The following is a 25,522-nucleotide window of genomic DNA, read 5'->3' on the forward strand; positions in this document are numbered from 1 at the left end:
GACGTTCCCCCGTGGGCCCTTCGACACTTCGACAGGCTCAGTGCGGCGCAGCTCACGGACCGGAGAGGGGTGCTGCTCAGGGACCGGAGAGGGGTACCGCCCTTCGACAAGCTCAGGGACCGGAGAGGGGTACTGCTCAGGGACCGGAACGGGAAGGGCGCTGGAACGACGAACGGGCACCGGCGCGATGCCGATGCCCGTCGTGATCCGCCTGCTGAGCAGGCCGTGGATCAGTAGTCGTAGTTGTAGTCGTACGAGCTCGCGCCGGCGATCGCGCCGGCGATGATCAGGAAGTAGAAGATGATCACGACGATGCCGGCGAGGACCGACACGCCGCTCACGATGGTGCCGGCGAGGGCCAGGCCGCGGCCCTGCTCACCGGTGCGCTTGATCTGACCGAGCGCGATGATGCCGAGCACGAGGCCGACGACGCCGAACCCGACGAACGGGGCGATGAGCGAGATGATCGCCATGACGTTCGTCTTCGGGCCGGTCGGCTGCGCGTAGCCGTACGGCGCCTGAGGCTGTCCGTACGGAGCGGCGGGCTGACCGTAGGGGTTCTGCTGCTGCCCGTAGGGCGCCTGCGGCTGGCCGTAGGGGTTCTGCTGCTCGCCGTAGGGAGCCTGCGGCTGACCGTACTTCGGCTGCTCGCCGTACTGCGGAGCCTGCTGGCCCGACTGCTCACCGTAGGGCGAGGGCTGGCCGTACTGCGGAGCCTGTTCCCCGTACTGCGGAGCCGGCGGAACCTGCGATTCGCCGTAGGCCGGCTGCTGGGGGTTCTGGCTCTGACCGTATGGGTCGTTCGGCTGGCCGGAGTTCGGATCAGTCATGAAGGTGCACCTCGCGCATAGGGGTTCGACGAACGGACTCATGCTTGCAGCGTGCCGTCGCCTTGTCAACACAGGGTACCCCGCGATCCCTGATGTTCACTGGGCTCGCGCGGCGCGCACCGGGGGCGGTGGCAGGATGGACGAGGGGGTGCGGATGGACGAGGAGTCGGTGGCGGAAGCCGAGGACGTCACGCTCGCCGACGCCCCGCCGGTCGCCGAGCGGCCTGGCGCGCTGACCATCGCCGGGATCGTCGCCGTCGACTGGGTCCACTCCGTCGTCTGGCACACGCGGGCCTTCTTCAGCGGTCGAATCCCGAGGGAGTACGCCCGCGGCGACGCGAGTCGACCCGTCGTCGTCCTCATCCCCGGCGTGTACGAGACGTGGGCGTTCCTGAAGCCGGTCGCCGACCGCCTGAACGCCGACGGCTACCGGATCCGCATCGCCCGCGGCCTCGGGTACAACCGCAAGCCCATCCGCGACACGGCGGCCCGCTTCGCCCGCGCGCTCGGACGGCTGCCGAAGCCCGCCGCCGGGTGCGTCATCGTCGCGCACAGTAAGGGAGGACTCGTCGGGAAGGAGTTGCTCCTCACCGAACGCGAGCGGCTGGGCCTGCTCGGGGTCGTCGCGATCTGCTCGCCGTTCTCCGGATCGGTGCTCGCGAAGTACGTCGTCGACCCGAGCCTCCGCGCGTTCCTCCCGACGGACGAGACCATCGTCGCGCTCGGCGCCCCGCACGACGTCAACGCCGACGTCGTCTCGATCTACAGCACCTTCGACCCGCACGTGCCGTCCAGCAGCGTGCTGCCCGGAGCGACGAACGTGCTCCTCCCGGTGCCTGGTCACTTCGTGATCCTCAGCACGGACGAGCTCAAGGACGCCGTGGAACTCGCCGTCGACGGGTTCGCCGATCGGGTGCGGCCCGCACCCGACACCGAGCACCCGGCCGACCGGTGAGCCGCGCACCAGAGGGCTCGGGCAGCCCGCTCCCCGACATCCTCGTGTCCGCGGTCGCGATCGTCCGCGCACGGCGGGTCCTCATGGTGACGGCTCGCGGTCGCGACGTCCTGTACATGCCCGGCGGGAAGATCGACGCGGGTGAGACGCCCGCCGAGGCCGCCGTCCGGGAGGCACGCGAGGAGGTCGCGGTCGAGATCGATCCGGCACGGGTGTCGCCGTTGTTCACGGTGGTCACGCAGGCGCACGGCGAGCCCGACGGCCGGCTCGTGCGCATGCACGTCTTCGCGGCCGAGACGGACGAGACACCGACGCCCTCCGCCGAGGTGAGCGCGGTCCACTGGGTGGGCACGGAGTCACTCGACCGCTGCCCACCCGCGGGGCGCGAGGTGCTCGAGCGCCTCGCGGCGGCGGGGCTCATCGACTGAGCGGCGTTCCTTCGGCAGGCGGATCCTGCCCTTCGACAAGCTCAGGGACCGATGGGGGTGAGCCCTTCGACACGCTCAGGGACCGGCGCCCCGCTCAGTGGACGTACTCGAGGAGGTCCTGGCCGAGGATCCGGACGGCGTCGACCACCCCGAGGCGGGTGCCGAGTTCCGTGTCGTCGTAGCTCGTGCACACGGCGTAGCTCACGGCGCCGTTCGGGCCGCGGAGGATACCCGCCTCGGCTCGCACGCCGACCCCGGAGCCGGTCTTGTTGAAGAGCTGGATGCCGTGGTCGGGCTCACGGTGGGCCAGCGGGTCGAGCCCGAAGCCCGAGGCGACGAGCGAGAGGTCGGTGTTGAGCGACAACCAGGCCAGGACCCGACGGCTCGTGGTGGCGTCGACGATCTCGCCCGTCGCGAGCGCCTGGAACAGCCAGGCGAGTTCGCGGGCGGAACCGACGGAGAGCTGCGGTGCGTTGTCGGGGCCGCGGTGGTCGCGGACGATGTCGAGGAGGGCCGTGCGCTTCAGCCCGATCTCCTCGGCACGGTGGCGGACGGCGTCGAGACCGATGTGGCGGAGCAGGACGTTCGTGGCGAGGTTGTCGCTCGTCGCGCCGACGAGGGCCGCGAGGTCGGCGACCGGGAGCGACGGCGCCTGCAGGTGCTGCCAGATCCCGGAGTCGGCGACGGCGTCGAGCGGCTCGCGGTCGAGGATGGTGAGGCCGCTGAAGTCGGCGTCGCCGAGGCGGGCCGCGACCTCGATGAGGAGGAGGACCTTACCGATCGAGGCGGTGGGCACGACGACGTGGTCGTCGGCCGACATGAGCATCTCGCCGGTGGTGATGTCGTTGATCCGGAGGCTGACCTGCGCGCCTGACGCGGCCAGCTCACCGAGGGCGCTGAACCCGCGGGTGAAGGGTTCGATCTGGGCGGAGGCACGGTGGCGCCCTCGACGCGCATCGCGCGAACGGCGACGTTCCGACTCGTGCACTCGTGAAGCCACGGCTGACCGAACTCCTCTGCTCCAGATGGTGATCCGACGATCCTGCGGGTGTGGACCTGCCCCGGTCAGCCCACTCGACGGCCGTCCGACGACCGCGCTGCGGGCCTCCGGATGTGCCGTCCACGGTATCGTAAGCGCCCTTCGCGCTGGCTGCGAATCTGGGCCTGGGAACGTCGTTCCCGGGCGCGTCGGTCCGACATCCGTCGCTTCCATCGCCGACGAATCCGGTCGGTCCACCGCCCGGGTCCTGCACGGTTCAGAGCCTGATCAGCCGCGAGCGCGGGCTGGGAACTGGGTCGCGAACTTGCCGCCGCTGACGTCGATCAGCGCACCGGTGACGTAGCCTGCCTGGTCGCTCGCCAGGAACCGGACGACGTTCGCGACGTCCTCCGGTTCCTCCCAACGGCGCACCGAGAGTGTGTCGAGGAGTTCGTCCTGCTGCGCCGTCGGGAGCTCGGCGAAACCGTTCATCGCCGTCGGCACCATGCCGGGTGCGTAGGCGTTCACCGTGATGCCCCACGGCCCCAGTTCGCTCGCGAGGACCCTGGTCAGCTGGACCACCGCGGACTTCGACGCCGCGTAGGCCGCGCTGCCGACGCTCGGGATGACCGCCGCGAAGCTCGCGGCATTGATGATGCGGCCGGAGCGCTGTTCCTTCAGATACGGGATGACCGCCTTCGACACCCGGAAGACGCCGCCGACGTTGACGTCGAAGCACCTCGTCCACGCGGCGTCGCTCGTCTCCTCGAGCAGTGACTGCACGTTGATGCCGGCGTTGTTCACGAGGACGTCGATCCCTCCGAGCCCGGTGGCGGCCGCCGCGACCGCACTCGACACCGAGTCCTCGGACCGCACGTCGCACGCGATGGCGACGAGGTCGCCGTGGTGGGACGCCACGAGCGGGTCGAGGGAGGAGACGTCGAGGTCGAGCACCGCTACGCGGGACCCCTCGGCGAGGAAGGACTCGACGAGGGCGAGCCCGATTCCGCGAGCACCTCCGGTCACGATCACCCGTCGGTCCGTCAGGTCCAGCAGCATCGGTGTCTCCCGTCGTCCGAGCGCATCCGTCGACGCGTCGACCCGGTGTCGACGGCCGCGTGCGCACCAGGCGAGTAAAACATACTTATGATCGGCCGGCTCGATACACTGGCGTCATGACGGATCGAGTGCTCTGGGTGACGGGTGGCGGCAGCGGTATGGGGCAGGCCGTGGCGGTGTCTGCTGCTGAGGCGGGATGGCGCGTCGCCGTGACGGGTCGACGACGCGAGGCGCTCCTCGAGACCGTCGAAGCCGTCACCTCCGCCGGTGGTACGGCCGTCGCCGCGGAGGCCGACGCGACGGACCCCGTTTCGCTCACCCGAGCCCACGAACGCATCGTCGCCGAACTCGGCCCGGTCGACGACCTCGTCACTGCGGCGGGGCTGAACGCACCGCGGCGTCGGTGGGACGACCAGTCGATGACGGAGTTCGCCGCGATCGTCGACACCAACCTCACCTCGATCGCCCGGACGATCGACCTCGCGCTGCCCACCATCAGGGACGCGCAGGGACGGATCGTCGTGATCTCCTCCTTCGCCGGCTGGCGCTTCTCGACGAAGGGTGGCGTCGCCTACAGCGCGAGCAAGACCGCACTCGCCTCGCTCTGCGCGACCCTCAACGAGGAGGAGGGACTCCACGGCGTCGGCGCCACCCACCTCTGCCCGGGCGACGTCGACACCCCGTTCCTCTCGATGCGGCCGCAGGTGCCGGACGCTGCGGCGCGCGAGACGATGCTGACACCCGAGGACATCGGCCGTGCCGTGCGGTTCATCCTCGACGGCCCGCCGCACGTGCGGATCGACGAACTCGTGATCTCCCCCACCCGTCCGTCAGCACGGGTGTGAGCCGCGCACCGGGGACATCGGCCTTCGAACGGACGCTCGACCGGATCGGCACCGACATCGTCGACGGCGGACTGCCCGCGGGCACGGTGTGCACGGTGGACGAGCTGGTCGCCAGGGCCGGACATTCCCGCTCGGTCGTCCGCGAGGCCACCCGCGTGCTCGCCGGCATGGGACTCCTCGCCAGCAAGGCGCACGTCGGCCACACCGTGCAACCGTCGTCGAGCTGGGACTGGCTGCAGCCTCGGTTACTCCGCTGGGCGCTGGCGAGCGGGCGACGGGAGCCCACCCTCCTCGCGATCCGCGAACTCCGCACCGCGACCGAGCCGGAGTCGGCACGGCTCGCGGCCGAGCGACGCAGCGACGACGACGCCCGTGAGCTCCGCGTGACGAGCGACGCACTCCGCGCGGCGGCGGCTCGCCAGGACCCGATCGCGTTCCTCGAGGCCGACCTCCTGCTGCATCGCCTCATCCGGCGCGCGGCGGCGAACCCGATCCTCGACCGGGTCGGCGACGCCGTCGACGAGGCCCTCCGGGATCGTGTGGACCAGCTCCCCGGTGACGGCATCGACCACCACGACGCGGTGTTGCACACGGACCTCGCGTCGGCGATCGAGGCGCAGGACGGCGAGCGGGCCGCCGCCACGATGTGCGTGATCATCCTCCGCACGGCCTGACGACCCCGGCGCCCGACCACCGTCCTCACACACGGTTCTCGCAGCTTCGTGAAACACGTCCGTCACGCAGGTAACGACCGTGTTGCAGTGCTGGAAAATATTTGCAAGCTTCCTGTACTTATTGAATACTGTTTCCACACCCACTGAAAACAGCAGGGATCGACCGCGGTTTCCCGGTCATCACGGATCCCGGGCCAACGACGGCTCGGACTCCCGATCCCAGAATCGAGGAGCAGCACCATGCGCAAGCGCACCCTTCCGCTGGCCGTCCTCGCCACCGCGGCACTCGGCCTCACCGCCTGTGCCGGTGGCGGTTCCGGCTCAGGCGACGTCTCGGCAGACGGCCAGACGCTCACCGTCTGGATCATGCAGGGCACCAACCCCGACTCCGAGGCCTTCTTCAAGGAGGTCGGCTCGGCCTTCAAGAAGGAGACCGGCGCCACCCTCAAGGTCGAGTACGTGCAGTGGGCCGACGCCCACGACCGCTTCGTGACGTCGATCGCCGGGAACACCACCCCCGACGTCGCCGAGACGGGCACCACCTGGACGGCCGAGTTCGCCGATGCCGGCGCCCTCGCCCCCATCGGCGACTACGTCGACAAGGCCGGCCTGAAGGACGACCTCGTCCAGGGCCTCGCCGACTCCGGCACGTACGACGGAGAGCTCTACGGCATGCCGTGGTACGCCGGCGTCCGCTCGATCGTCTACCGTACCGACGTCTTCGAAGAGCTCGGCCTCAAGGCGCCGACCACCTGGCAGGAGATCATCGACGCCGGCACCGCGATCAAGGCCGCCAAGCCCGACATGATCCCGTTCCCCGTCCCCGGCGACGCCGAGTTCACGGCGTACCCCTGGGTCTGGGGCGCCGGCGGCGAGGTCTCCGAGCTCGACGGCGACACCTGGAAGTCGGGTCTCGCGAGCGACGACTCGCGCAAGGGCATCCAGTTCTGGACCGACCTGGCCACCAAGTACGACCTCTCCTCCTCGGGTGCCACCACCTGGAAGGAGACCGACGTCCTCGACAACTTCGTGCAGGACAAGGTCGCCATGGCGATCATGGGCTCCTGGACCCCGGCGACGATCGTCCAGAAGAACCCGGAGCTCGAGGGCAAGTTCGCCGCGATCCCGATCCCGGGTGAAGACGGCGGCATGTCGCCCTCCGTGCTCGGCGGTTCGCACCTCAGCATGTTCAACACCTCGAAGAACAAGGACCTCGCCTTCCAGTTCATCGAGATGATGACGACCGGCAAGTTCGCCTCCGAGTGGGCCGAGCAGACCGGCTACTTCCCCGGCCAGACCTCGCTCCTCAGCGACTCGACCGAGAGCGACGACCCGCTGGTGAAGCCCTTCGCCGAGCAGTTCGTCGACGGCGGCGCCTCCCTCCCCGTGACCCCGAAGTTCGGTGCGGTGCAGGCGAAGAAGACCACCAACGCGATGATCCAGGCCATCCTCTCCGGAAGCAAGTCGGTCGACCAGGCGACGACCGATGCCGCCAAGGAGATGGACGACATCATGAACGGCAAGTAGCCGATCGTGTCGACCCTCACCCCGCCCACGGTCACCCGCGAAGCCCCCGCTTCGCGGGTGGCCGGGGGCCCCTCCCCCAAGCGGCTGCGCCTCCTGATGCGCACCCGCCCCTGGCTGCTGCTCGCGCCGGCGCTCCTCATCCTCGCCGTGCTCCTCCTCTGGCCGCTCATCCGCGTCGTCCTGTTCTCCCTGCAGGACTACGGCCTGCGCGAGATCGTCAGCGGCGACACCAACTTCAACGGCGGCGCGAACTACGCCGAGGTCTTCGCCGACCCGACCCTCTGGACCGTCGTCCTCCCGAACACCGTCTTCTTCGCCGCGGCCGCCGTCATCGGCACGGTCGTCCTCGGCACGCTCGTCGCCCTGCTCATGGCGAACCTCGGCTCCTTCTGGCGCACCATCGTCGGCAGCGCCATCATGGTCGCCTGGGCGATGCCCGCCGTCACCGGCACCTACGTCTGGGTCTGGATCTTCGACGCCGACCGCGGCATCGTCAACCAGACGCTCATGGGGCTCGGGCTCATGGACGAGCCCTTCAACTGGTTCACGAACCAGTTCACGTTCTACGGCATCGCGCTGCTGAACGTGATCCACCACGGCTTCCCGTTCGTGGCCATCACCGTCCTCGCCGGCCTGCTCGGCGTGTCCAAGGAGATGCTGGAAGCCGCCGAGATGGACGGGGCGGGCGCGTTCCGTCGCTTCTTCCAGATCACCTTCCCGTCGCTGCGTCAGGTGTTCTCGGTCGTGATCATCCTGTCGACCATCTGGGACTTCAAGGTGTTCGCGCAGATCTACCTCATGCCGGGTGGTTCCGGCTCGAACCGCGAGGTGTTGAACCTCGGCGTGTGGTCGTACGTGGAGTCCTTCGGGCAGAACCGCTACGGCTTCGGCTCCGCGATCGCGGTGCTGTTGACGCTCGTCCTCCTCGGCATCACGATCGTCTACATCCGCGCCCTCATGAAGGAGGACGAACTGTGACCACCCACGCTCCCGCCCCCACCGCCGCCCGTCGACAGGCTGAGGGACCGGGCACCGACCGGTCCGCCAAGCCGCAGGTCCCGATGCACCGGAAGGCGAGCGGTCGGAAGATCCGCTCGAACACCGTCAAGGCGATCCTCGTCACCCTCCTGCTCGTGTTCACGCTGTTCCCGGCGTACTGGATGCTGTCCAGCGCCTTCGACGCGCAGGCGTCGAGCGGCGGCCAGTCCTTCTTCCCGAAGGAGCTGTCGCTCACGAACTTCCAGTCGGTCCTCACCGACGGTGGGTTCGGCGTCTTCCTTCGCAACTCGGCCATCGTCGCCGGTGCGACGGTGCTCATCTCCGCCGCCGTCGCGCTCCTGGCGTCGGTCGCGGTCGCCCGCTTCCGGTTCAAGTTCCGCACCGCGGTGCTGCTCATGATCCTCGTCGTACAGATGGTCCCGCTCGAGGCGCTCGTGATCCCGCTGTTCGTGCAGATCCGCGACTTGCAGCTGCTCAACACGCTGCTCGGGCTCATCATCGTGTACATCGCCCTTGCCCTGCCGTTCGGCATCTGGATGCTCCGCGGCTTCGTCGCGGCGGTGCCGGTGGAGCTCGAAGAGGCGGCGTTCCTCGACGGCGCCAGCTGGTGGCGCATGTTCCGTTCGATCATGCTCCCGCTCGTGGCCCCCGGCCTCGTCGCGACGAGCGTGTTCAGCTTCATCACGGCCTGGAACGAGTTCATCTTCGCGATGACCCTGCTCGGCGGCTCGACGGAGAACTACACGGTGGCCATCGGCCTCAAGCAGTTCTTCGGCCTGAACTCCAACGACTGGGGCTCGGTGATGGCGGCGTCGACCATCATCACGATCCCGGTCATGATCTTCTTCATCCTCGTGCAGCGCCGCCTCTCCGGCGGACTGGTGTCCGGAGCGGTGAAGGGATGATCGACCCTGACGTCGCGCGGCTCGTCCGGGGCGTCCTCTGGCCGGGGTTCCTCGGCCGGACCGCCCCGGACTGGTTGCTGCGCGAGCTGGACGGCGGCCTCGCGGGCGTCGTGTACTTCGGGCAGAACCTCTCCTCCGAGCCCTCGGAGGTCGCGGCGCTGTCGGCCGAACTCCGCGACCATCGGCCCGAGATCCTCATCGGTGTCGACGAGGAAGGCGGCAACGTCTCCCGCCTCGAGGCGCAGACGGGCTCCACGCTGCCCGGGCACGCGCAGCTCGGCGCCCTCGACGACGTCGAGACGACGCGCGCGGTGGGGGCGGCACTCGCCGAGCGGCTCCGTGCAGCCGGAGCGAACGTGGACCTCGGACCGGTCGCCGACGTGAACACCAACCCCGCGAACCCCGTCATCGGGGTGCGCTCGTTCGGCCCCACCGCCGACCTCGTCTCCCGCCACGTCGCCGCGATGGTCGATGGATTGCAGGCCGGTGGAGTCGCCGCGTGCGTGAAGCACTACCCCGGCCACGGCGACACGGCGAGCGACTCGCACCTGGACCTGCCCCGCATCGACCTGGACCTGGCGGAGCTCGAAGCCGAGCACCTGCCACCGTTCGACGCGGCGATCACCGCCGGCGTCGCGAGTGTCATGACCGCCCACATCGTCGTCCCGGCGTTCGGCGACGCCCCGGCGACGCTCAACCCGATCCCCCTCCGCCGGCTGCGCGAGAGCGGCTTCGACGGCGTGATCATCTCCGACGCACTCGACATGGCCGCCATCCGGTCCACCGCCGGCTCCGGACCCGGGGCGGTCCTCGCCCTCGAGGCCGGGGTCGACCTGCTCTGCATCGGCAATCCGTCCAACCTCGGGCCGAAGCAGGGCGCGACGACCGACGAGGACGACTACCTCGAGGTGTTCGAGGCGGTCTGCACCGCCGTCGCCGACGGTGAGCTCGATCGAGCGATCGTCGAGCGTGCGGCCGCCCGCGTGGCGTGGCTCGCGCAGACCGTCCGCCCGTCCCCGGTCCCTGAGCGTGTCGAAGGGCGCTTCTCCGACGCCATCCGCCGGGTCGTGCGCGTCCGGGGCGACGTCGCCATCGCAGCCTCGGCGATCACCCTCGTCGACCTCCGCGACCGACCGACGTTCGCCGTCGCCTCGGCCCACGATCCGTTCGCCGAGGCCCTCGCCGAACGGTTCGACGTCACCCGGCTGGCTGCCGGCCCGAGCCTGCGGACCCCGGACCCACACGCCGAGGCACCCGCCTCCGACGAGCTGACCCTCCTACTCGAGACGATCCCCGCCGACGACGGGGTCGTCCTCCTCGCGGACCGCCTGGGCGACGACACCCCGCAGCGACTAGCGGTGGACCGCGTCGCGCTGGTCCGCCCGGACGCCGTCGTCGTGAGCGTCGGACTGCCGCTCGCCGAGGACGCCGTCCTCCCCCTGCCGGTGATCGACACGCTCGCGGCATCCCGGGCGTCCGCCGACCGGGTCACCGAACTCCTCGCCGCGGCCTCCACCGCGGCAGCGACGCACCACCTGCACGACCAGCACCACCGGAACGGATCATGAACCACCTCGCAGCACCCGTCCTCGCCATCGATCTCGGGAAGACCTCCTGCCGCGCCCGCATCACGAGCGGATCTGGCGACGATCCGACCGTCCTCGCGGAGGCCCGCGGCCACGGGGCACCGGGCCTCGCCGACCACGAGGGTGCGGAGCTGTCCGCCCGCGCAGTCCTCGAGACGGTCACGCACCTTCCGGCGGACCTCCTCGCCGAGGTGCAGCACGTCGGGATCGGCGCCGCCGGGGTGGAGGCGGCACCGCACGAGGTCGCCGCGTTCACCGCCGAGCTTCGCCTGGCGCTCGGAGCGACGATCGCCGTCGTGAACGACGCCCTGGCAGCCCACGCCGGCGCGTTCGCCGGTGGTCCCGGCACGGTGCTCATCGCCGGCACCGGATCCGTCGTGTTCGACGTCGACGCCACCGGTGCCGTGAAGCAGATCGACGGGTGGGGTCCCTGGCTCGGAGACGAGGGCAGTGGTCGGTGGATCGGGCAAGAGGGCCTCCAGGCGTGCATGCGCGCCTTCGACGGCCGCGGCCCCGCCACCACCCTGCTCGTCGACGCCGAGGCACTCATCGGGTCCATCCCCGCGCTCCCCCGCTGGGTCTCGAGCACCGGAGCCCCGGCCCGTCAACTCGGCACCTTCGCGCCCACGGTCATCACCCGAGCCGAGGAGGGTGACGCCGTCGCCGCGCACATCGTCGACGCCGCCTGCGCCCATCTCGCCGTGAGCGCAGCCGCCGCCGGCACGGGCGCCGTGTGCGTCGTCGGCGGGATCGCCTCCCACCCCTACGTCGCCGCACATCTCGCGACGGCCATGCACGAGGTCGGCGTCGACCCCGTCGCACCCCGCGGTGACGCGCTCGACGGAGCCAGGCTCGTCGCACTCGACACCGCGATCTCCTACGACGGAAGGGTCGTGCGCGACGATGTCCACGCATTCTGAGGGCGCATCCTCCGCCCGCCGACCACCGGTCCCTGAGTCTGCCAACCCTTCGACAGGCTCAGGGACCGATGAACGTGACAGCATCCGCGCGGAGCTCGCCACCCTCTCGACGGAGCAGGTGAACGAGCGACACCCCGACCTCGACGCCCTCTCCACGAGGGAACTCGTCGCCGCGATGAACGAGGACAACCGTTCCGTCCCCGACGCCGTCGCGGCCGTCGAACCCGAGATCGCCCGGGCCGTCGAAGCGATCGTCGAGCGCCTCCGCCGGGGCGGACGACTCGTCTACCTGGGCGCGGGGACCGCCGGACGGATGGGCATCCTCGACGCGAGTGAGGCCCCACCCACGTTCGGGACCGACCCGGGCCTCATCGTCGGACTCATCGCGGGTGGCCCGGGCGCCATCCAGCAGGCGGTGGAGAACGCCGAGGACCGCGACGACCTCGGTCGGGCGGATCTGGAATCGCTGTCGATCACCGCGGACGACGCCGTCGTGGGGGTGTCCGCGTCCGGTCGCACGCCCTACGTGTTGGGCGCCCTCGAGTACGCGCGCTCGATCGGTGCGATCACCATCGGGCTGTCGTGCAACGCCGGCTCCCCGCTCGCCCGGGACGCGGACATCGGCATCGAGGCGGTCGTCGGTCCGGAGCTCCTCACGGGATCGACCCGACTGAAGGCGGGGACGGCGCAGAAGCTCGTGCTCAACATGCTGTCGACGATCACGATGGTGCGGCTCGGGAAGACGTACCGGAACCTCATGGTCGACCTCCGCACCACGAACGAGAAGCTGCGGGCGCGGGCGGAACGCACGGTCATGCTGGCGACCGACGTCGACGCCGCCACGGCCGCGAAGACGCTCGCATCCGTGGACGGCTGGGTGAAGGCCGCTATCCTCGTCCTCGTGACCGGCATCGCCGCAGATGAAGCAGTCGCCCGCCTCCGCGGCGGCGACGGCTCCCTCAGCGCGGCCATCGCAGCGCACGCCGTCGAAGACCCGACGGAGGCCGCACCGGATGTCCACTGACGCGCTGCTCGTGCTCCGCCAGGCGATCCCTCGCCTGAGCGCCGCCGAGACGCGCGTCGCCGAGACCATCATCGGCACCCCCTCGCTCGTGGTCGAGTTGACCATCACCGAACTCGCGAAGGCCTGCGGCACCTCGCAGGCGACCGTCGCGCGGTTCTGCCAGACCATCGGGTACACCGGCTACCGGGAGTTCCGGGTGGCCGTCGCGACCTCCACGAGTCGCGAGCAGGCGGAGCGTGACCGGTTCGAGGTCGACGACGCCGACATCGACCCGGACGACTCGGTCGAGACGGTCGTCGCGAAGGTCGCGTACCAGGAGGTGCAGGCGATCGAGCTCACCGCCCGCTCGCTCGACCGCGACGCCCTGGACGCGGTCGTCGACGCCCTCCTCGTCGCCCCACGGATCGACATCATCGGTTTCGGGTCCTCGAACCTCACGGCGCAGGACCTCCACCAGAAGCTCTACCGGATCGGCATGCCGGCGAACACCTTCGTCGACGCCCACCTCGCGCTGCCGTCGGCCGCCCTCCTCGGGCCCGGTGGGGTCGCCATCGGCATCTCGCACTCCGGGCTCACGGTCGAGACCGAGCAGGCGATGCAGCTCGCGCGGGCCGCCGGCGCGACGACCGTGTGCATCACCAACTTCCCCGACTCCCCCATCGCCAGCCGCTGCGACCTCGTCCTCGCGACGCAGGCGAGGGAGAGCCGATACCGCTCGGGTGCGATGTCGTCGCGCATCGCCCAGCTCGCGCTCGTCGACCTGCTCTTCATCCGTGTCGCCCAGCGTCGCTACGACGCCGCGGCGGAGTCGCTCCGCGTCACCTACGAGTCGATCCAGGATCACCGCATCGACACCTGATCGCGCTCCGCGAGAGCGCAGAAGATGCACTCAAATCCGCCCCTTGAGCGCGTCTACTGCGCTCTCAGGAGAGCGGCACGCCCGTGTGTTCGGCGAGGGCGAGCATGGTGCCAGTAGCCGGAGGTGTCGGCGCCACGCCCTTCGGCGAGCGCCACCTGGGTCCGGTGCCCGAGTTCCAGGTCGTCGGGCGCGTTCGGCCCGCCCATCCGTGTCGGCACCCAACCGGGGTCGACCGCGTTGCTGAACACCCCGGGACGCACCCGCGCGATAGCCGCCGCGAGGACGGTCACGAGCAGTTTGCTGTCCGAGTAGCTCGCCGTCCTCGTGGAACCCGTCCAGTCGAGACCGTCGAGCGTGGCGGTACCGCCGCGGTGCATGCCGCTGCTGAGGAACACGAGTCGCCGCGCGGGGACGAGGGCGCTCAGCAGGTAGGGCGCGACCACGTTGACCGGCAGGACGGCCGTTCCGCCGAGGACGCCGGCGTTGTGGATGATCGTGTCCACGGGACCGGCGGCTGCGACCTGCTCCGCGAGCTCCTGGACGCCGTCGAGGGTGGCGAGGTCACCGGTGACGAGGTGCGCGGAGGGCTCGTCGAGCAGCCGGACCTCGTCGGCTCGGGCGAGGCTCCGGGCATGGACGAGCACCTCGTGCGCGTGCTCGACCAGCTCGGTCGCTGCACCGAGCCCCAGGCCGACGGCGGCACCGGTCACGAGGATGCGCGCCATCAGCGACCCCCTGCCCGTCCGGCCTCGCTGGTGTCGGGCTCGTTCGTGACCGCCGCAGCGCCACGCTGCTCCGCCTCCCGCTGGGACGCCGCCCAGTTCGCGAGCAACTGCAGACGCTCGGCGGACGGTGAGCCGGGCTCCGCCGTGTAGACGAGGACCACGTGACCGGGGTCGGCCGTGATCGCGAGCTCCTCGTAGGCGAAGGTCATCTCGCCGACGATCGGATGGTTGAACCGCTTCGTGCCGGTACCGTGCGTGCGCACGTTGTGCGCTCCCCAGAGCGTGCGGAAGGCGTCGCTCCGGGTCGACAGCTCACCGACGAGGTCGTGCAGGCCCTTGTCGTGCGGGTCCCGGCCGGCCTCGGCGCGCATGACCGAGACGCACATCTCGGCGAAGACGTCCCAGTCGGGGTAGAAGTCCCGGGATGCCGGGTCGAGGAACTGGAACCGCGCGAGGTTCGGGGTGCGCCCGCCGTCGCCGATGACCGGTGAGTAGAACGCGCGCCCGAGCTCGTTGGTCGCGAGGAGGTCCTGGTGGGTGTTGCGGACGAAGGCGATCCCGTCGGTGATCGCGTCGAGCATCCAGTGCAGACTCGGCCTGGTCGCGGGGTTCTTGGCCGCTCGGCGACGCGGACGACCGGAGAGCGGGACACCGTCGGCCGCGCGGGCGAGGTCGAACAAGTGGGTGCGTTCCGCCTCGTCGAGCTGGAGCGCCCGGGCGATGGCGTCGAGGACGGTCGACGACGCTCCGGCGATCGCCCCACGCTCCAGCTTCGCGTAGTACTCGACACTGACCCCGGCGAGCGCCGCCACCTCGGAACGCCGCAGCCCGGCAACCCGTCGGTTGGGGCCCGCGGTCAAGCCGGCGAGTTCCGGAGTCAGCCGTGCCCGACGCGTCATGAGGAACTCGCGTACGTCTGCTCGATCGTCCATGCCTCCGACGATACGTCCTCGAGGCGAGCCGACAGGTGCCCTCTCGGTACACCTCTCAGGCGGGACTCCCTCCCGCGTCGCACGGGGCGTTGACTGGTCGCCTGCACCACCCGACAAAAGGAGCACACATGCGCGCAGTCGTCATGCATTCGCCCGGCGACGTCCGGGTCGAGGACCGACCGGACCCCACCATCGTCGACCCGACCGACGCCGTCATCCGGCTCACGGCGACCTGCATCTGCGGGTCGGACCTGTGGCCGTACCGCGGGGTCGAGCCCGTCGACCACACGAACATGGGGCACGAATACGTCGGTGTCGTCGAGCAGGTCGGCGAGGACGTGCGGACGGTCGCCGTCGGCGACTTCGTCGTGGGCTCCTTCGTGACCTCGGACAACACCTGTGAGATCTGTCAGGCGGGGTACCAGTCGAAGTGCGTGCACGCCGAGTTCGTGTCGGTCGCCTCGGGCACGCAGGCGCAGCTCGCACGCATCCCCCACGCCGACGGCACACTCGTGGCGACGCCCGGGCAGCCGGACGCGGACCTCATCCCCTCGTTGCTCGCCGCTTCCGACGTGCTCGGGACGGGCTGGTTCGCCGCGGTCGCCGCCGAGGTGGGGCCGGGGAAGACGGTCGTGGTCGTCGGTGACGGGGCCGTCGGACTCATGGGCGTCCTCGCGGCCCGGGAGCTCGGGGCGGAACGCATCATCGCGATGTCGCGTCACGCCGACCGGCAGGCGCTCGCCCGTGAGTTCGGCGCGACCGACATCGTCGAGGAGCGCGGTGCGGCGGGTGTCGCACGGATCACGGAGCTGACGGGCGGTCTCGGCGCGCACAGCGTCATCGAGGCGGTCGGCACCGAGGAGTCCATGCTGCAGGCGATCCGCTCCACTCGCGGTGGCGGCCACGTCGGCTTCGTCGGCGTCGCCCACGAGGGTGTCTCGCTGCCGCTCGACGAGCTCTTCTTCGCCGAGGTGCACCTCCACGGTGGGCCGGCGCCGGTGCGACGGTTCCTCCCCGAGCTCATCCGGATGATCTGGGAGCGGAGGATCGACCCGGGGAAGGTCTTCGACCTCACGCTGCCGCTCGAGGACGCCGCCGAGGGCTACCGGGCCATGGACGAGCGCCGTGCGATCAAGGTGCTGTTGACGCTGTGAGCCCCGCGGCACCGATCACCTCGACGCCGGACGCGCCGGTCGGGGCGTCGACCCTCCCCACAGCCGGGACGCCCACCCGGATGCCCTGGTTCGCACTGGCGGCCCTCGCCGCGATGGGGTTCGTCCTCGTGGCCGCCGAGACGATGCCGGCCGGGCTCCTCCCGGTCATCGCCCGGGATCTCGACACGAGCGAGGGCCTGATCGGTCAGTTCATCAGTGTGTGGGCGCTCGGGACCGTGATCGTGACGATCCCGGCGCTCGCCCTCACCCGCGGCATGCGTCGCAAGCCACTCCTGCTCGGCGCGATCGTCGGGCTCATCCTTGCGAACACCGCGACCGCGGTCTCAGGGGACGTCGTCGTCGCGCTGGTGTCTCGGTTCGTCGCCGGTGCGTTCTGCGGGGTGATCTGGGGCATGCTCGCCGCCTACGGGCGTCGCATCAGCCCGCCCGACCGTGGAGGCCTCGCACTGTCGATCGTGTCCGTCGGAGCGCCCGCCGGGCTGGCGCTCGGGACGCCGCTCGGCGCCTGGCTCGGCACCGCGTTCGACTGGCGCTGGGCGTTCGGCGGACTCGCGGCGCTCGCGCTCGTCGTGTTCGTGTCCATCGTGGTGGTCGTGCCCGACGCGCCCGGGCAGCCTCGCTCGGCACGGCTCCCGCTTCGACGGGTGCTCGTCCTGCCCGGTGTCGCGATCGTCCTCGCGGTGATCGTCGTCTGGATGCTGGCTCACAACACCGTCTACACCTACATCTCGCCGTTCCTTCGGGCCTCAGGGACGGGACTCGGGGCCGATCTGGCACTGCTCGTCTACGGCGTCGCGTCCATCGCGGGCATCGGTCTCACGGCGGCGCTCATCGACCGGGCCCCGCGCACGCTGCTCCACGCGAGCGTCGCGGTGTTCGTCCTGGCGGGCGCGCTACTCCTGCTCGGCCACGCCTCGATCGTCGCCGTCCTCGTCGCGACGGTCCTGTGGGGGCTGGCGTTCGGTGGTTCCTCCGCCCAGCTGCAGTCGGCGCTCACCCGATCGGGACGCGAGCACTCGGACGTCGCGAACTCCTTCCTGCCCGTCGCGTTCAACCTCGCGATCTTCGCCGGCGGCGTCCTCGGGGCGCTCCTCCTCGGCACCTTCGACGGCCTGATCCTCCCGGTCGTCATGATCGCCCTCGGACTCGCTGCGCTGCTGCTCACGATCGTGGGACGCCGTTCGGCCTTCGCCGCGGAGTGACGACGAGGCCGAGCCGGTGACCGCGCTCGCGTGAGACCATCGGGCATGGCTTCCATGGATGATGCACCACGGATCGGCGACCTCGAGGTCGACGGCGACGCACTCACCGGCGACGGCGCGACACTCTCCGAGCTGGCGGACGAACTGGCCTGCGGCGTCGACGAGACCACGACCGCTGAGGCCCCGTCGGATGGTTGGCGGGTGCTCCGCCGACTGGAGAGCGGTGCGGTGTATCTCGGTTCGCCGGTCGACGCGGACCACCGGACCTGGCGCGTGGCACAGGTACATCCGGGAGAGCAGCCTCCGGTGGTGCGCGTGCACCCGGACACGTTGGTCGTGCGCCCGAGCCGAGCAGAACGCCGACAGGGCTTGGTGCTCCGCTGGCCGCCGTTCGTGGAGGAGCAGCACGATCCGAGCGAGCTGGCGATCGACATCGTCAACGCGGGCACCACCAGATGGACGCCCGAGAACGAAGGATTCCGTGCCGTCGGGGCGCTCACCGCGCCAGGCGGAACCGAGTTCTCCTTCGGCTGGGTCAGTTCCGCAGCGGATCGTGCCGTCCCGCTCGACCCCGGGGAGTACGCCCGAGTCCCGGTGCAGTTGCAGTTGCTGTCGGAACCGACGTCGCTGCAGCCCGGCCACTACGACCTCCACGTCGTGGTCGTCGAACTCGGGCTCCGTCTCGCCGAGCCGCTCCGGGTCGAGCTGACCGCTGAGCTGGTCGCGCGTCAGGTAGCCAAGCAGAACCGCCACCGGGCCGACCCCGCGAGCGAGCGCCGAGCCTTCGATCGACAGATCGAAGCAGAGCAGCTGCGAGTCGGCGCCCGCCGGTCCTGGCCCGAGATCGCCGAGGTGGTCGGGAGCGCGGTGTCGGACGACGAGGCGTTGGAGCGCATCGCGGCAGTGCTCGGGACCACGACGGAGCACGCGGCATCGGTCTACGACGCATCGCTCCGCGCGATGGTCATGGCGGACGCCGACCGCCGTGACGAGCAACTGCAGGAACTCATCCGACAGCGCGACACCCTCGGGTGACGCTTCACCCACCGAGAGCGCAGAAGATGTCCACTCAGTCCGCGTTTGAGAGCGTTTTGTGCGCTCTCGGTGAGCGCATCAGCGCTCGCGCTCGCTCAGCCCGGCCGGATACGCTGGCGGGCGGGGCGAGACGACCGCTCGACCCACGAGGGGATGCCGGATGCTGACTGACGCACTCACCATCGTGCTGGCGGTCGTGTCGGCGCTGCTCCTCGGATTCGCTGCCAGGCGCGTGCTCGACGCCCCGGTCGGATGGCCGCGCAGCATCCTCGTCGGGCTCGTCGTGTTCGTCACCGGCCCACCGTTCGTGAACTGGCTGCTGCAACAGACCGGCCTGGTCCAGCCGGGTGAGGCCGGAGACGCCCGGGCGGCCTTCGCAGCGATCGCCGTCGCGCTCCTCGCGATCGGTTGGATCTTCGCGCTCGGCCTCGGCGTCCTCGTCGCCATCGAGGTCATCGTCCCGACCCGGCCGCTGATGAACCCGATCGACGTCGTCCGCTCGGCGATCAAACGACGGCGACGGACGAGGCGATACCTGCAGATCCTCACCATCGCGTCGCGGCACGGTGCCGGCTGGCTCGTACACGGCCGATCACGCGTCCAGCTCGAACTCACCACGAGTGAGCAGCGCGCCAACGCGATCATCGCCACGATCAACGACTCCGGCGTCACCTTCGTGAAGCTCGGACAGGTGCTCTCGACGAGACGCGACCTGGTGCCCGAGCCGTACCTCAGCGCCCTCGCGTCGCTGCAGTCCGAAGCGACGACGCTGCCCTGGCATGAGGTCGAGGTCGTCATCGAGACCGAACTCGGCGCGCCGATCGACACCGTGTTCGCCTCGATCGACTCCGAACCGCTCGCCGCGGCGTCCGTCGCCCAGGTGCACACCGCCGAGCTCCTCGACGGCACACCCGTGGTCGTGAAGGTCCAGCGGCCCGCCGCGCGCGTGCAGGTCGAGGCCGACGCCGACATCGTCGTCCGCCTCGCCGAGCGCGCTGAGACGCACACCAAGTTCGGGCAGGACCTCCGCCTCGCCTCCGTCGCGCGGGCCTTCACCTCGACGCTGCTCGAGGAGCTCGACTACCGGATCGAAGCCCGCAACGTGGAGATGATCCGCAGCACCCTGAAGCGCCGCGAGGAGCGCGACGAGGGCGTCCGGATCACGGTGCCACGCGTCTACCCGGCGGCCTCGGGCGCCCGCCTGCTCACCATGGACCTCGTCGACGGGTTGCCGCTCAGTCGAGCGCGGGACCGCATCGCGACCATCCCCAAGGAGGAACGCGAGACCCTCGCGACCGGCCTCATGGAGGTCGTGCTCGAACAGATCCTCGTGCACGGCGTCTTCCACGCCGACCTCCACCCGGGCAACGTCATCCTCCGCGAGGACGGATCGCTCGGGCTGATCGACTTCGGGGCCGTCGGCGTCATCGAGCGCAGTCAGCGGCAGCGACTCACCGCGGTGATGCTCGCCACCGTCAGCGAGGACGACATCGCGGCGACCGACGCCCTCCTCCTCATCGTCGACCTGCCGGAGGACGCCGACCTCGACGCCCTCCGCCACGACGTGGGCATCGTCATCACGGCCGAGCGCCACCGACCGGGTGGCGACGGCTCGATCTTCAGCCGACTCCTCGACGTCATCCGGCAGCACCACATCGCACTCCCCGGCGACCTCGCCGCCGCGTTCCGCAGCTTCGCGACCCTCGAAGGGTGCCTCAAGGCGCTCGACCCCGACTTCGACATGTTCGAACAGGCGCTCCCGATGGTGCCGCGCCTCCTCCGCCGCTCGCAGTCCGTCCGGCAGACGGCGGTCACCCTGCAGGCGCAGGCCGCCGTCACCGCCGCATTGGCCCGCAACCTCCCGCGTCGACTCGACTCGCTGCTGTCCGGACTCGAGGACGGGACCGTCGGCGTGACGCTGAAGGGCTTCGCCGATGAACCGGCGAAGGGGCTCGTGGAGGGCGTGACCGCTGAGATCGTCGGAACCCTGATCTCGATCGCCGCCCTGGTGATCGCCGTGGTCCTGGTCGTCACCGGTGCCGGCCCGGTCCTCCCCGGCGGCCTGCGGGTGTTCGATCTCATCGCGGCGTTCATCGGGTTCCTCGGCTTCCTCGGGCTGCTGCGCGTCCTGCGGCAGACCGTCGTCCGCCGGGGTCGGTGACCGGAGCACCCCGCTGTTCACCTGACGGCACTACCGTGATCGGGTGAGTGACCCCCGACTGCAGCGACGCTTGGGCACGAGCGCCGCGGTGTTCATCGGCCTGGGCTCGATGATGGGCGCCGGCGTCTTCGCGGTGTTCCAGCCGGCCGCGCAGGTCGCCGGTGCGGGACTCCTCATCGGGCTCGTGATCGCCGCGGTCGTCGCCTGCTGCAACGCGATGTCCTCCGCGCAGCTCGCCGCACAGCTCCCCTCGGCCGGCGGCACCTACCTCTACGGCCGCGAACTCATCGGGCCGTGGTGGGGCTTCGCCGCCGGATGGAGCTTCGTGGTGGGCAAGACCGCGAGCGCCGCAGCCATGGCGGTCGCCTTCGCGGCGTATGCGGTGCCGGCCGAGTGGAGTCGTCCGGTCGCCGCGCTCGCGGTCGCCCTGGTGGTCGTGACCAACTGCCTCGGGGTCACCCGCACCGCGACGGCGACCCGGGTGATCGTGGTGGCCGTCCTCGTGGTGCTCGCCGTGGTCGTCGGCTCAGGCGTCGTCGGGCCGCAGGCCGGTTCGACGGGGGTCGCGTCGCTCGGGTTCGACGCCAGCCCGCTCGCCGTGCTGCAGTCCGCGGGGCTGCTGTTCTTCGCCTTCGCCGGGTACGCGCGGATCGCGACCCTGGGCGAGGAGGTCCGCGACCCGGCCAAGACGATCCCCCGCGCCATCGGGATCGCGTTCGCCGTCGCCGTCGTCGTCTACACGGCCGTCGCCGTCGTGTCGCTGCTCACGCTCGGCGCGGACGGTCTCGCGTCCAGTGCGCGACCCCTGGCCGCCGTGGTGGAGACGAACGGGTGGCCGTGGGCGGCGGCCCTGGTGCGGCTCGGGGCGGCCGCGGCCTGTCTGGGAGCACTGCTCGCGGTGTTCGCCGGCATCGGCCGGACCGCCTTCGCGATGGCGAGGACCGGCGACCTGCCGCACGCACTCGACGCGGTGCACCCGCGCTTCGCGACCCCCTACCGCGCGGAACTGCTCGTCGGTGCGGTCGTCGTCGTCCTGGTCCTGCTCGTCGACCTCCGGAGCGCGATCGGGTTCTCCTCGTTCGGCGTGCTGCTCTACTACGTGGTCGCCAACGTCTCGGCGTACCGCCAGACGCGCGAGCACCGACGGTACCCACGCGCGGTGAGTGTGTTCGGCGCCGTCGGCTGCGTCGTGCTGATGTTCACGCTGCCGCCGACGTCGGTCATCGTGGGCACGGTGGTCGCGCTCCTCGGGTTCGCCGGGCGTGCGGTGGCACTTCGACAGGCTCAGTGACCGGGGTTCGGCTCAGTGACCGGGGTTCGGCTCAGTGAGCGGGGTTCGGCTCAGTGACCGAGGTTCGACTCAGTGGCCGGGACCCGGTCCCTGAGCCTGTCGAAGGGTCCATACGGAGCCCGGCGTCCCAGGCCCTGCCCTTCGACACGCTCAGGATCCGCGTGCCGAATGGCCGACCGGCTACAGCTGCGTCGAGAGGCGGAAGATGTTCTCGACGGCAAGTTCGGCGGCGATCGCGTCGCCGGCCTCGACCGCATCCCGGAGCGCCGGGTATCCCTGTTCCTTGGCAGCCCAGTCGGTGTTCTCCTCGGTGCGCGTCGCGGAGGACCGGTAGGTGAGGCCGTCGATGATGTCCTTGGTCGCCGCGACGAGCGTGGCGTTCGGGCAGGCGGCGATGAACGCGTCGAAGAGCTCCCAGCTGAGTCGCCCGTGCTCGGCCATGTCGCGCTGCTCGACGACCACGATCACCTGGTTGATCGCGCGGACGAGTGCCTTCTTCTGCGTCGCGCCAAGGCCGGGGACGGTGACGCGGACGACCCCGCCGAGCATGGCGCCGAGCGTCTGCATGACCTCGGTTCGCTGTGCCGGGTCGGGCAGGGCGACGCGGGTGTACCGCTGTGCGGCCATCTCGATGAGGCCGACGCGGGCGAGGTCGTTGAGCGCCTCACGGATCGGTGTGCGGGAGATCCCGAGCCAGGACTGCAGTTCGCCGTCGTTGAGGTGCTCGCCGGGCTCGAGGGTGCCGTCGAAGATGGCCGTGCGGATGCGCTCGACGGCGACCTCGCGGAGGGAACGACGCTCGACGGGCGGGTTGGCTGATGGCACGGGCATGCGGGATCTCCTTCGTCGGCGAATGCTATGCCATCAGCGTACCGAATATCAGCGGATCCGCCCGGGGTTGACGCGCGGTTCAACAACACCTGACGGGCGGAGTGAACGCGCGGACATGACGATGTCGCCGCTCCGTCAGTTCGCATCCATACACCCCTTCTGACGCAGATATCACATTTACCTGTTTGGCGTGTTCACAACTGATATACTTGCCCTTCGCTGCGAGCTGAGCTCTGCTCGCCGGATGTCCATCCACTCCGTGGCGCGTGGCACGGACATCGACCAGCTCCCCCATCGAAGGAATCTCATGACGTCTCCCTCACTCGTTCGACCCGACCCGGGCGTCGGCGCCGCTCCACGGCGGCGGCTGACGCTCCTGCTCCGCTCCATCGGCGCCGTCGCGATCGGCGCCGTCGCGGTGGGCGTCACCGCCACGCCAGCGCATGCCGCAGATGCGCAGTTCGCCGACGCCAACCTCAACTCCTGCGTGCAACAAGCGCTCGGACTCCCCTCGGAGACGCCCGTCTCTGAGGAACAGGCGGCCACGTTGACCACGCTCCGCTGCGGCACCACCGTCGACTCGCTCGACGGTATCGAGTCACTCACCAACCTCGAGTCGCTCGCACTCAGCCGCGCACCGCTCTCCGCGGGCGTCGAGCCACTCGCGTCCCTCACCTCGATCACGAGCCTGTCGCTCACCGGCACGTCGAATCTCGACATGTCGATCATCGGCGGGATGACCCAGCTGACCTCGCTCAACATCGGGTCCGCACCACTCACCGACCTGTCCGCCCTGGCGACGTTGGTCAACCTCACGACCCTCGGACTCAACGCCGTCGGAGCGACCGACCTGAGTCCGCTCAGCGGCCTTTCCGGCCTGGAGGCCTTGTCCGTCAAGGGAAACCGCCTGACCACGGTGGCGCCGCTGTCGACGCTCACGAGGCTGCACTCGCTCGAGGTGGCGACGAACCAGATCGCCGACATCACACCGCTGGCGAGCCTGACGCGACTCCAGAACCTGAACCTGCTCTCCAACCAGATCGAGGACCTCACGCCGCTCCGGGGCCTCACCGGCCTCCGCACGTTGAACGCGCAGCTCAACCAGGTGTCCGATGCCGGCCCGTTGAGCACCCTGACCAGGTTGACCTCCCTGGCCCTCGATGACAACCGCATCACGGACCTCACACCGTTCATCCCGCTCACGGCACTCGAGATCCTCACGATCAACGACAACCTGATCGAGGACGTCACGCCGCTCCGCGATCTGGTGTTCATCGAGACCCTGGAGATGTCGGGCAACCGCATCTCTTCCATCGCCCCGCTCGCCGGCCTGGTCGCGACGAACTACGTGCGGTTCGACCGCCAGGTGATCACACTCCCCGAGATCGCCGTCGGCGCACCCCAGGAGAACCCGATCCGATCCATCGACGGGAGCGCGGCGCCCGTCACCTCGACCACCGCGCAGTATGACGCCGCGAGCAACACCTGGACGTTCGCTGCGGCCGGCAACAACTCCCTCACCTGGATGATCCGAGACATCGGTATCGGCTCGTGGTCCCCCTTCTCCGGGCGGATCACGCAGCGCTCGGTCGCCACGGCCGGGTCGCTGGAGCTCGCGCAGTCCATGGCGCTCGGGGAGACCGGCACCCACCCCGCCCCCGGCGACACGGTGACGCACACGTACACCCTCCGGAGCGCCGGCACGGCGACGGTCTCCGACATCTCGATCACCGACACCACGCCCAACCTCTCAGGGTTCAGCTTCGACTGGCCCGCAGCTGAGGGCGTCCTCACGCCGGGGCAGGTCGCAACGGCGACGGCGACGAGCACTCTGACGCAGATCGACATCGACGCCATGCGTCTCGACAGCTCCGCCACCGCTACTGGAGCCGCGGCATCCTCGCCCGTGGTCTCGAACACAGCACCCGCGAGCCTCCCGATCGACGGACTGAACGGGATCAGCGTGGCCATCACGGCGGACATCGCGTCCGTCGGCGAGCCGGCGGCGGTCGGCGACTCCATCGGCTACGCCATCATCGCGACCAACACCGGCACACGCACCCTCACCGAGACCTCGGTCGTCGCATCGCTCCCGGAGCTGTCCGCGCTCCTCATCGAGTGGCCAGGTGCAGCAGGCGTCCTCGCTCCGGGTGAGCAGGTCCTCATCACGACCGAGTACGCCATCACTGCGGCGGACATCGAGGTCGGATCGGTCACGAACGAGGCGACTGCGAGCGGAACCGGGCCTGACGGCGCCGATGTCGACAGCAGCGCCTCCGTGGCCGTCGAACTGCGTAGCGCGATCGTCACGCCGGGTCCGGGTCCGGACCCGTCGCCGGAGCCCACGCCGACGCCGGAGCCCACCCGGTCGCCCGCACCGGGAACGGTCGAGCCCGCACCCGGCACGTCCTCGGGCGACCTCGCGAAGACCGGTGTCGACGGCAGCACGCTCACCGGGCTCACGCTTGGTGCGATGCTCCTGTTCGGTATCGGCGCCGCAGTCCTCGCCGAAACGCGCCGGCGGTCCCGCGTCACGCAGGGCGCTGATCGCAACGAGTAGACGCATCACCTGATGCAGCG

23 protein-coding genes are annotated in these 25,522 nt (G+C 70.3%); 17 read left to right on the forward strand and 6 right to left on the reverse strand.

The window, feature by feature from the left end:
- Positions 1-230 precede the first annotated feature (230 nt).
- A complete protein-coding gene (locus B9Y95_RS19475; RefSeq protein ID WP_123539663.1) occupies positions 231-830 on the reverse strand; it encodes a DUF4190 domain-containing protein in 600 nt (199 codons plus the stop codon).
- Between the two features lie 154 nt (positions 831-984).
- On the opposite strand from B9Y95_RS19475, the gene B9Y95_RS19480 reads away from it, so the two are divergent.
- The gene (locus B9Y95_RS19480) at positions 985-1,785 is read left to right on the forward strand and encodes an esterase/lipase family protein (protein WP_123539662.1); all 801 of its coding nucleotides are present in this window, start codon (positions 985-987) and stop codon (positions 1,783-1,785) included.
- A complete protein-coding gene (locus tag B9Y95_RS19485) occupies positions 1,782-2,213 on the forward strand; it encodes an NUDIX hydrolase (protein ID WP_234994182.1) in 432 nt (143 codons plus the stop codon). The genes B9Y95_RS19480 and B9Y95_RS19485 overlap by 4 nt, the downstream gene beginning before the upstream one ends.
- Before the next feature lie 94 nt (positions 2,214-2,307).
- Here the strand turns inward: B9Y95_RS19485 and B9Y95_RS19490 are convergent, their stop codons facing one another.
- Together B9Y95_RS19490 and B9Y95_RS19495 are read right to left on the reverse strand one after the other, a co-directional pair.
- Positions 2,308-3,213, reverse strand: a complete 906-nt coding sequence (locus tag B9Y95_RS19490; protein ID WP_064294922.1) for a serine hydrolase — start codon at positions 3,211-3,213, stop codon at positions 2,308-2,310.
- 267 nt (positions 3,214-3,480) lie between these two features.
- Complete coding sequence (locus tag B9Y95_RS19495; protein WP_085514310.1) at positions 3,481-4,251, reverse strand: SDR family NAD(P)-dependent oxidoreductase; 771 nt, start codon at positions 4,249-4,251, stop codon at positions 3,481-3,483.
- Positions 4,252-4,367: 116 nt separating this feature from the next.
- Here B9Y95_RS19495 and B9Y95_RS19500 point away from each other — a divergent pair, with 116 nt between their 5' ends.
- The 9 genes from B9Y95_RS19500 (at position 4,368) to B9Y95_RS19540 (ending at position 13,590) form a co-directional block, all read left to right on the forward strand.
- Positions 4,368-5,096, forward strand: coding sequence for an SDR family oxidoreductase (locus B9Y95_RS19500; RefSeq protein ID WP_085514311.1), 729 nt, complete (start codon positions 4,368-4,370; stop codon positions 5,094-5,096).
- A complete protein-coding gene (locus tag B9Y95_RS19505) occupies positions 5,093-5,770 on the forward strand; it encodes a FadR/GntR family transcriptional regulator (RefSeq protein ID WP_085514312.1) in 678 nt (225 codons plus the stop codon). The genes B9Y95_RS19500 and B9Y95_RS19505 overlap by 4 nt, the downstream gene beginning before the upstream one ends.
- A gap of 240 nt (positions 5,771-6,010) precedes the next feature.
- Complete coding sequence (locus tag B9Y95_RS19510; RefSeq protein ID WP_085514313.1) at positions 6,011-7,297, forward strand: sugar ABC transporter substrate-binding protein; 1,287 nt, start codon at positions 6,011-6,013, stop codon at positions 7,295-7,297.
- A 6-nt stretch (positions 7,298-7,303) separates the two neighbouring features.
- Positions 7,304-8,275: a carbohydrate ABC transporter permease gene (locus B9Y95_RS19515; RefSeq protein WP_370282131.1), complete on the forward strand. Its 972-nt coding sequence runs from the start codon at positions 7,304-7,306 to the stop codon at positions 8,273-8,275.
- Between the two features lie 83 nt (positions 8,276-8,358).
- Positions 8,359-9,201 carry a carbohydrate ABC transporter permease gene (locus tag B9Y95_RS19520; protein WP_085514358.1) on the forward strand — a complete coding sequence of 281 codons (843 nt, stop codon included), beginning with the start codon at positions 8,359-8,361 and terminating at the stop codon, positions 9,199-9,201.
- Positions 9,198-10,769, forward strand: a complete 1,572-nt coding sequence (locus B9Y95_RS21055) for a glycoside hydrolase family 3 protein (protein WP_085514314.1) — start codon at positions 9,198-9,200, stop codon at positions 10,767-10,769. The genes B9Y95_RS19520 and B9Y95_RS21055 overlap by 4 nt, the downstream gene beginning before the upstream one ends.
- Positions 10,766-11,707, forward strand: a complete 942-nt coding sequence (locus tag B9Y95_RS19530; protein WP_085514315.1) for an N-acetylglucosamine kinase — start codon at positions 10,766-10,768, stop codon at positions 11,705-11,707. Before B9Y95_RS21055 ends, B9Y95_RS19530 begins: the two co-directional genes overlap by 4 nt.
- Positions 11,691-12,731 (forward strand): N-acetylmuramic acid 6-phosphate etherase, encoded by a 1,041-nt coding sequence (gene murQ, locus B9Y95_RS19535; RefSeq protein WP_085514316.1) that lies wholly within the window; start codon positions 11,691-11,693, stop codon positions 12,729-12,731. The genes B9Y95_RS19530 and murQ overlap by 17 nt, the downstream gene beginning before the upstream one ends.
- The gene (locus B9Y95_RS19540) at positions 12,721-13,590 is read left to right on the forward strand and encodes a MurR/RpiR family transcriptional regulator (protein ID WP_085514317.1); all 870 of its coding nucleotides are present in this window, start codon (positions 12,721-12,723) and stop codon (positions 13,588-13,590) included. Before murQ ends, B9Y95_RS19540 begins: the two co-directional genes overlap by 11 nt.
- Positions 13,591-13,643: 53 nt before the next feature.
- Here B9Y95_RS19540 and B9Y95_RS19545 read toward each other — a convergent pair whose 3' ends face one another.
- A complete protein-coding gene (locus B9Y95_RS19545; protein ID WP_085514318.1) occupies positions 13,644-14,315 on the reverse strand; it encodes an SDR family NAD(P)-dependent oxidoreductase in 672 nt (223 codons plus the stop codon).
- On the reverse strand, positions 14,315-15,247 hold the full coding sequence (locus B9Y95_RS19550) for a helix-turn-helix domain-containing protein (protein WP_085514319.1): 933 nt from the start codon (positions 15,245-15,247) through the stop codon (positions 14,315-14,317). Before B9Y95_RS19550 ends, B9Y95_RS19545 begins: the two co-directional genes overlap by 1 nt.
- 128 nt (positions 15,248-15,375) lie before the next feature.
- On the opposite strand from B9Y95_RS19550, the gene B9Y95_RS19555 reads away from it, so the two are divergent.
- From B9Y95_RS19555 to B9Y95_RS19575, 5 genes are all read left to right on the forward strand, one after another.
- Complete coding sequence (locus B9Y95_RS19555) at positions 15,376-16,401, forward strand: zinc-dependent alcohol dehydrogenase family protein (RefSeq protein WP_085514320.1); 1,026 nt, start codon at positions 15,376-15,378, stop codon at positions 16,399-16,401.
- Positions 16,398-17,624, forward strand: coding sequence for an MFS transporter (locus tag B9Y95_RS19560; protein WP_234994184.1), 1,227 nt, complete (start codon positions 16,398-16,400; stop codon positions 17,622-17,624). Before B9Y95_RS19555 ends, B9Y95_RS19560 begins: the two co-directional genes overlap by 4 nt.
- Before the next feature lie 54 nt (positions 17,625-17,678).
- A complete protein-coding gene (locus B9Y95_RS19565; RefSeq protein ID WP_143736599.1) occupies positions 17,679-18,659 on the forward strand; it encodes a hypothetical protein in 981 nt (326 codons plus the stop codon).
- A gap of 160 nt (positions 18,660-18,819) precedes the next feature.
- The gene (locus B9Y95_RS19570) at positions 18,820-20,820 is read left to right on the forward strand and encodes an ABC1 kinase family protein (protein ID WP_085514322.1); all 2,001 of its coding nucleotides are present in this window, start codon (positions 18,820-18,822) and stop codon (positions 20,818-20,820) included.
- A 43-nt stretch (positions 20,821-20,863) separates the two neighbouring features.
- Positions 20,864-22,111: an APC family permease gene (locus B9Y95_RS19575; protein ID WP_085514323.1), complete on the forward strand. Its 1,248-nt coding sequence runs from the start codon at positions 20,864-20,866 to the stop codon at positions 22,109-22,111.
- A gap of 180 nt (positions 22,112-22,291) precedes the next feature.
- Here B9Y95_RS19575 and B9Y95_RS19580 read toward each other — a convergent pair whose 3' ends face one another.
- Entirely contained in the window at positions 22,292-22,942 is a 651-nt protein-coding gene (locus tag B9Y95_RS19580) for a GntR family transcriptional regulator (protein WP_085514324.1), read from the reverse strand.
- Between the two features lie 307 nt (positions 22,943-23,249).
- On the opposite strand from B9Y95_RS19580, the gene B9Y95_RS19585 reads away from it, so the two are divergent.
- Positions 23,250-25,502 (forward strand): leucine-rich repeat domain-containing protein, encoded by a 2,253-nt coding sequence (locus tag B9Y95_RS19585; RefSeq protein ID WP_085514325.1) that lies wholly within the window; start codon positions 23,250-23,252, stop codon positions 25,500-25,502.
- The last annotated feature ends 20 nt before the right edge of the window (positions 25,503-25,522 follow it).

This window comes from Plantibacter flavus (assembly GCF_900177615.1).
Lineage (GTDB): Bacteria > Actinomycetota > Actinomycetes > Actinomycetales > Microbacteriaceae > Plantibacter > Plantibacter flavus.